Origin of the sequence: Pseudogracilibacillus amylolyticus (SeqCode) (assembly GCF_051918545.1) — a bacterium.
Lineage (GTDB): Bacteria > Bacillota > Bacilli > Bacillales > Amphibacillaceae > Pseudogracilibacillus.
On record NZ_JBPPZG010000192.1, the window covers coordinates 1 to 7348 of the forward strand.

Genomic DNA, 7348 nt, shown 5'->3' on the forward strand with positions numbered 1-7348 from the left:
ACGATAGCAGCTCTAAATCGGAAGGAACTGGATCAAATTCAAGTGGAACTGGCTCAAACCCGGACAAAAATGATGCAAATAAGGATAAAAATGATCCACCTTCAGAAGAAGATACCGATTCAAAAGAAAAGGAACCGGAACAACCGACTGATCCTGAACAACCTGTGGATTGAATGACTGATTTTAAGATTACTATTTAGGAGGTAGCTATCATGACGAAAACTGCTATTGTTACTGGGGCAAGTAGTGGCATTGGAAAGGCTATTGCTAAAAAGTTTGCGGCAGAAGGTTTAAATGTAGCACTAGTTGCACGTAGGGAGGACAAACTAACTGTATTAGCGGAAGCTATAAATGAAGGAACAGGTGGAAAGGCGCTTGCTGTACCTGTTGATGTTGCTCACCGGATTGAGGTGGAATCGATGGTAAAAAAAGTAGAAGAACATTTTGGAGACATTGATATCTATGTAAATAATGCGGGGCTTATGTTAAATGCGCTTGTTACAGACGGACAGGTGGAAAATTGGGAGCAAATGATTGACGTCAATATTAAAGGTGTTTTATACGGTATCAACGCAGTGATCCCTTCCATGTTAGAACGAAAAACAGGGCATATTATTAATATCGCTTCTGTATCAGGACTTGAAGTAACTAAAAGAAGCACTGTTTATAGTGCAACAAAATTTGCGATTCGTGCTATCTCGATGGGGCTTGAAAAAGAACTTGCCCGTACTGGGGTGAGAGTGACAAATATTTCACCCGGAATGGTTGATACAGATTTGGCTAGAAGGCAGGCAGTCGATAGAAAAATGTTGGAAGCGGAAGACATTGCAAATGCTGTTTATTATGCTGTTACACAACCAGATTATGTGAATGTTAATGAAATTACTGTGCGTCCAGTATAAATAATAATGAAGTACAAAAATGATTAGCAAATTGAGTCGTTCTTTGATATTATTTACATATTAGTCTTACTGTGAATTAATTTTTTTTTGCACATCTAGGTTATTATATAGTACGTGAAAAGTTGAACAACTTCTTGTTATGTTTTGTATAATAATAATCAGTTATGTACAATAATTATAATGGGATTTTACCACGAAACAGGGATCAATAAACTACAATCAATTATTAGGGAAGGTGGATTTTAATGAGTAACAAACCTAAAATTGTTGTGCTTGGAGCTGGATATGCCGGTCTAAAAACAACAAGAGAACTAACTAAAATGTTAGCACCTGAAGAGGCAGATATCGTTTTAGTTAATAAACATAATTACCACTATGAGACAACTTGGCTTCATGAAGTAGCAGCAGGGACAATTAATCCAAACCAAGCGCGTTTCATGATTAGCGATGTAATTAATCCAAATCGAGTTCGCTTAATTTATGATGCTGTTGTAGAAGTAGATAAAGAAGATCAGCGTGTTATTTTAGAAAACGGTGAAATTACATATGATTATTTAGTTATTGCACTCGGATTCGAATCAAATACTTTTGGTATCAAAGGTATGGAAGAAAACGCTTTTGCAATCGTAGATATTGATTCAAGCCGTCTAATTCGTGAACATATTGAATTGCAATTTGCAAAATATCGAGCTGATGAAGATTTAAATGACTCTGCTTTAACGATTCTAGTTGGTGGAGCTGGATTTACAGGAATTGAATTTGTTGGTGAACTAGCCGAGAAAGTACCGCAATTATGTAAAAAATATGATATTGACCGTAGAAAAGTAAGAATTATTAACGTAGAAGCAATGCCTTCAATTTTACCGATGTTTGATAAAGATCTAGTCGCTTATGCAATGAAATCTCTGGAAGACCGTGGGGTTGAATTTAGACTTGGTGCGGCAATAAATGAATGTACAGAAGATAGTTTTATTATTGGTGAAGATAATGAAGAGATTAAAGCTGGTACAATTGTTTGGACTGGTGGCGTAACGGGCAGCTCAGTTTTGGGTAAATCTGGTTTTGAGTTAACTCGTGGAAAAGTTACTGTTAATGGTGATTTACGTGCTCCGGGACATGAAAATATTTTTGTTTTAGGTGACTGTGCTTGGGTAATGGATGAGGAAACAAATAAACCATATCCACCAACAGCTCAAGCGGCAATGCAACATGCAGATACGTGTGCTTATAACATTCGCGCATTATTATACGGTGAGCCGCTACAAAAATTTGAATTCCATGACCGTGGTACAGTAGCATCACTTGGGGTAACAGATGGAATTGGAAATGTATTTTCAGGTACGCAATTGAAAGGGAAATCAGCTGCAGCGATGAAAAAAGTAGTCGATAACCGTTCTATTTTCCTACTTGGAGGAACAAAAATTTTACTTAAAAAAGGAAAACTTCGACCGTTTTAATGAAACAAACATTGAGAAGGAGGAATTCCAAACGATGAGAAGCTTTTTTAATGCGTTATTAGTCATTTTTGCATCTGTTTTAGGTTATGTTGTAGCAAGTAGAATAATCGAAGAAACGAGAGATTTTCGTTAATAAATTAACACAAAGCGAATCGCACTTTCTGCGGTTCGCTTTTTTATTTGCAGAAAGGGCTTCACCAGTGTCCAATCGTCGCATAAAAATAACAAGAATAGCTCCTAGCATTCTGCTGCACATCTAATTTTGTGATGAAAAGTGTGTTTTAAGTCACAGACAATCGGTAATAGTAAATATATAATGACTACAAATTCTAATAAACGAGGGATGAATAATGTACACTATTTTAATAGTAATTAGTCTCGTGTTAGTGATTGTGGCGGCAATTGTTACAGTTTCTGCATTAAAACAGGAAGAAAGGAAAATGAAAGAATACGAAACTGGTGGATTTTCATATAAAGATGCACTAAAACGGTCGAAAGAATATGAAAAGAATTCAATTTCAAAGATGCTTCCTGTACAAATTTGGACGTATGTTGCAGCCTTTGTAGTGACAGTAATTATTATTACAGCATTTGCAATTTACTATTAGACTTAAAAATTACGGGATTGTTTTGTTCCCCGGTACACTTTTTGATAAGTAAGCGTATAAAGAGTTAAGTATATTGACAGAAACAAAAGAGGCAAAGTGATAAAAAATGAGATAAGTCGCATAAGTGCAAAAAAATTCATGACAATTAAAACAAGTGTGCATAAAAAGAAAAAAGCTGGTAGTAAAGTTGAAAGACGCATTAGAATCCCCTCCCAATAAAATGGTATGACATTTTATTGGGAAATATTAATAAAGTTGTTCCAATAAATCGAGTAAATTTTATAAAGCTGCGTGTTCAAAAGGACCAAGTCAACTAAAGTTACCACATCCTGTGCATCTCCCAGCGGACAAATATATGTTCCAAAACGGTGGTATTAGTCCGCGCCACCTTCCAGCGGACAAATATATGTTCCAAAACGGTGGTATTAGTCCGCGCCACCTTCCAGCGGACAAATATAAGTTCAAAAACGGTGGTATTAGTCCGCGCCACCTTCCAGCGGACAAATATAAGTTCAAAAACGGTGGTATTTGTCCGAAGCACCTTCCAGCGGACAAGTATTTGTTCCAAAACGGCGGAATTAGTCCGCGCCACCTTCCAGCGGACAAATATAAGTTCAAAAACGGTGGTATTTGTCCGCGCCACCTTCCAGCAGACAAATATATGTTCAAAAATGGCAAGAGTTGTCCGAGGCAGCACCGACACTAATGCAGTGACATTTTTACCGGACTTTATAAAACATCCTTTAAAAGGAAAAATCCACTCTCTTATGAAAGGTTGTGCCTCAAAATCCAAAAGGCTCCTGCTAATAGAGTGGATTATTTTATTGAAGTAGACATTTATGTTTAGTTTTCTTCTTGATACTCCCAGAAGGTTTTTCCATTACTTTCTACCTTTTTTACTTTTCGTTCCAGCTGTAATTTTTTCAACTTATTTTCTGCTACCTTAATTGGTATTTCGAATATAAAAGCAACTTCTTCTGTTTGAACTCGTCTATAACTTTTAAGGTAAATTTCTAGTGGTGGTATTCTTTGTTTCGTATTTGTATTTGATTGTATCATCTTTTTCAATAAATACGCATACGTCTCATAGGATTCTAGTCCAGAAACTTTAATACTGTAATCTTCAATATGTTGGCTAAAAAACACTAATGTAGGAAACTGCTCAACTTCCATTTCTTGAATTAGATGCATATCACCCTGATAAGCTTTCAGTGCAGATGGGGAGAAAAGATCATTTTTAAATTCATTGATATCTAAATTTGCTTGGAATGCCGCTTCATATAAAACTACTTCTGTAGATTCGTCAGTTTGATATAAAAAGATAAGTTCTTGAATATTTCGTAAAAAGTCTCGGCCCGCTTTATTTCCTTGTAAAGCTGCAGCCTTTATGCCGATTGAAATATAATAACTATCCCATTGATTCATTGGAAAACGATTTTTGCAATGGGAATTTGGCGTACTAAATAAATGACTGATGATAGGGCGAACATTAAAAAATGCACCATATTTCATCGTCAATTTTTTAATAGATTTTTCAATGGTCCAACATTCTTTACAAATTGGATCAATAAAATAATAGATCATTACTGGTTTATTTATAAATTTTATAAAAGGATAGTTTGTACTAGGATGGGGAGTATTGTTTTGAACATCATACGCATCCATATGAATCCCTCTTTCATCGGATAATATATTATACACCAATCTTATATATTACCATGTATACGTTTACCACCATAAAGTATGTTGAAATTTGATAGTTTAAGATAGTTTTGTGGCCTCAATTGTCATTCTGTAATTGGGAAGAGAAATTCATTCTTCAGTGTTAATCATATGTTGTGCTGTCATTGTTAGTCTTTCAAAAATTGCTGAACGATAAGGCTCTTTAATATTGGCTTCATGTAATGCTTTATGCATACACTCTAACCAAGCATCTTTTCTCTCAGGCGTTATTTCAAACTCCATATGTCTACGTTTTAACATCGGATGACCTCTTTCTTCTAGATAAAGACGTGGTCCTCCGAAAAACTGTGTTAAAAAAAGTCGCTGCTTTCGCGCTGACTCTTGTAAATCATCAGGAAAAATAGGGATTAATTTTTCATGTGCCCCGATATGTTTATATAATGAATCAATAATTTTATCAACCGCTTCTTGTCCACCAATAGCTTCATAAATCGTTCCCGGTTTTGACATGTTAAGACTCCTCATAGTTGTTCATTGGTAGGTTTATATTGTCCCACTTTTTTACATATTGTAACAATCAGGTACTAGAAAGGCAAAAGTTTTGCATGGCGCATACTTATAAACTGTAGAAAAAGCGTTCAATTTTTGTTATCGGTTCTTTTCGTGTAATGCTGTAGTTTTGTATTAGTTGATTAAATGCTTCACGTCCTTTTTCTTGTGACGAAGCTTCTATTTCTAATTCATAATCAATTTTTCCGTTGTAAGTGCTCTTATCCAACACATATAAAATATCTTCAGCTTTAAACGATTTCCGTTCCGTTGATAAAGAGCCAAAATATTTTATTTGCTCTATTGGAATCCCCATATAGTCTAACTGTTTCCCTACATGAACAGTTGTAGTTGGATTTCCATTCAACCAATTTTTATATTCTTCTTCAGTTATATTATCATGAGTTTCTAATATTCCTTCTTCATGTGGCTGTTTTAAAGTAAGCGTGTATTTATTATTTTTTTCACGAATTCTCAGCGCACTATGTTGTTTTTTAAAATCGAAATGTTTTGTTTCAAAATAATAATTGATTTGGTTGACAGAGTTTGTGGGAAAGGGAAGGGATGAAGCAATGTTTTCATATTCTTTTTTCGTAAGTAACACTTTATATTCTATTTCAATTTCTTGAGCCATAATTCCTCCAAATAAATGTGTATTGTTTTTGTTAATTTATATTTATTATCTCGGAATTTTCAAGAAGATGCAACGGTTCGCTCATATGTTGATAGGTTGCCCGCAGGTTATATGATAAAATAGAAGCACAAGCAATTTTTGAATCGGATGTTGTAATGTTAAACATATAGGGGGTAACTTCAGATGAAATTTGCAATTGTGTCAAGAGGGGACGAGCGTTCCGATAAAATAAAAGCAAAAATGAAACAATACTTAATTGATTTTGATTTATTATATGATACAGAAACTCCAGAATTAGTTATTTCAGTTGGTGGAGATGGGACATTTTTAGAAGCATTCAGACGTTATGTAGATAAATTGGATACGACAGCATTTCTTGGCGTACATACTGGACATTTAGGTTTTTATACGGATTGGACATCGGATGAAATTGAAAAACTTGTTATCGAAATTGCAAAAACACCTTTTCATGTAGTCGAATATCCGCTTCTAGAGGTTATTATCCGTTTTAGTAATGACGAGAAAAAATCATTACGTTCATTAGCATTAAATGAAACGACAATTAAGACTGTAGAAGGTTCAGTCGTGTTTGATGTTCAAATTCGTGGCGAACATTTTGAAACGTTTCGTGGAGATGGATTATGTATTTCAACACCGTCTGGTAGTACAGCCTATAATAAGGCGCTTGGTGGAGGAATTATTCATCCTTCGCTGGAATCGATACAAATTACCGAAATTGCATCGATTAATAACCGGGTATTTCGTACAATCGGCTCTCCATTAATTTTACCGAAGCATCATACGTGTTTACTGCGACCGTTGAGAAAGGATAGTTTTATTATTGCTTTTGATCATATTACAAAATCTTTTACAAATGTGAAATCTATTCAATGCCGCGTAGCAAAAGAACGAGTTCGCTTTGTCAGGTATAGACCTTTCCCATTTTGGAATCGGGTGCGTGATTCCTTTGTTACCGAAGTTAAACGAGATGAGTAATAATCGATTTGTTTTGAAATGGAAAATCACGGAAAAGTATGAAGGAATTGTTTTACGCGAATTTTTATTAAAAGAGTTAAACATTTCTAGTCGACTTTTAAAAAGATTAAAATCGACCGATGGGAAATTAGTCATTAATGGAAAAAAACAAACCGTACGTTATGTACTTAAAAAAGATGATATTCTCGAAATAGTATTTCCACCAGAAGAAAAAAGTTCAGTTTTTCCTGAGAAGATGAGTTTGGAAATTGTATATGAAGATGAAGATTTGCTAGTTATTAATAAGGAAGCTGGTATACCGACTATTCCTTCAAAACTTCATCCAACAGGAACGCTTGCTAATGGAATAGCTTATTATTATAAAGAAAAAAACATTCCTTTTACAATTCATATCGTAACTCGGCTAGATAAAGATACGTCAGGTTTAGTGCTGGTAGCGAAGCATCAATACAGTCATTCATTACTTTCTGATTTACAACGTGAAAATAACATCAAACGTGTGTATCGAGCCATTATTCA

At 34.8% G+C, this 7348-nt stretch carries 9 protein-coding genes; 5 read left to right on the forward strand and 4 right to left on the reverse strand.

Annotated elements, in window-relative coordinates:
- The first annotated feature begins 212 nt into the window (after positions 1–212).
- The 3 genes from ACPYKA_RS16770 to ACPYKA_RS16780 all read left to right on the forward strand — a co-directional run bounded on the left by ACPYKA_RS16770 (position 213) and on the right by ACPYKA_RS16780 (position 2967).
- Positions 213–902 carry an SDR family oxidoreductase gene (locus ACPYKA_RS16770; protein WP_479543359.1) on the forward strand — a complete coding sequence of 230 codons (690 nt, stop codon included), beginning with the start codon at positions 213–215 and terminating at the stop codon, positions 900–902.
- A 245-nt stretch (positions 903–1147) separates the two neighbouring features.
- A complete protein-coding gene (locus ACPYKA_RS16775; protein WP_479543360.1) occupies positions 1148–2359 on the forward strand; it encodes an NAD(P)/FAD-dependent oxidoreductase in 1212 nt (403 codons plus the stop codon).
- A 350-nt stretch (positions 2360–2709) separates the two neighbouring features.
- Complete coding sequence (locus tag ACPYKA_RS16780) at positions 2710–2967, forward strand: hypothetical protein (RefSeq protein ID WP_479543361.1); 258 nt, start codon at positions 2710–2712, stop codon at positions 2965–2967.
- Positions 2968–3286: 319 nt separating this feature from the next.
- Here the strand turns inward: ACPYKA_RS16780 and ACPYKA_RS16785 are convergent, their stop codons facing one another.
- From ACPYKA_RS16785 to ACPYKA_RS16800, 4 genes are all read right to left on the reverse strand, one after another.
- Complete coding sequence (locus ACPYKA_RS16785) at positions 3287–3760, reverse strand: hypothetical protein (protein ID WP_479543362.1); 474 nt, start codon at positions 3758–3760, stop codon at positions 3287–3289.
- Between the two features lie 50 nt (positions 3761–3810).
- A complete protein-coding gene (locus tag ACPYKA_RS16790) occupies positions 3811–4632 on the reverse strand; it encodes a DsbA family protein (RefSeq protein WP_479543363.1) in 822 nt (273 codons plus the stop codon).
- 147 nt (positions 4633–4779) lie between these two features.
- Entirely contained in the window at positions 4780–5160 is a 381-nt protein-coding gene (locus tag ACPYKA_RS16795) for a globin domain-containing protein (protein WP_479543364.1), read from the reverse strand.
- A 106-nt stretch (positions 5161–5266) separates the two neighbouring features.
- Positions 5267–5833 (reverse strand): CYTH domain-containing protein, encoded by a 567-nt coding sequence (locus ACPYKA_RS16800; protein ID WP_479543365.1) that lies wholly within the window; start codon positions 5831–5833, stop codon positions 5267–5269.
- 183 nt (positions 5834–6016) lie between these two features.
- Between ACPYKA_RS16800 and ACPYKA_RS16805 the strand changes: the two genes are divergently transcribed.
- Positions 6017–6829 (forward strand): NAD kinase, encoded by an 813-nt coding sequence (locus ACPYKA_RS16805; RefSeq protein WP_479543366.1) that lies wholly within the window; start codon positions 6017–6019, stop codon positions 6827–6829.
- On the forward strand, positions 6822–7348 hold a 527-nt coding region (locus ACPYKA_RS16810), incomplete at its 3' end, for a pseudouridine synthase (RefSeq protein ID WP_479543367.1). The genes ACPYKA_RS16805 and ACPYKA_RS16810, both read left to right, overlap by 8 nt.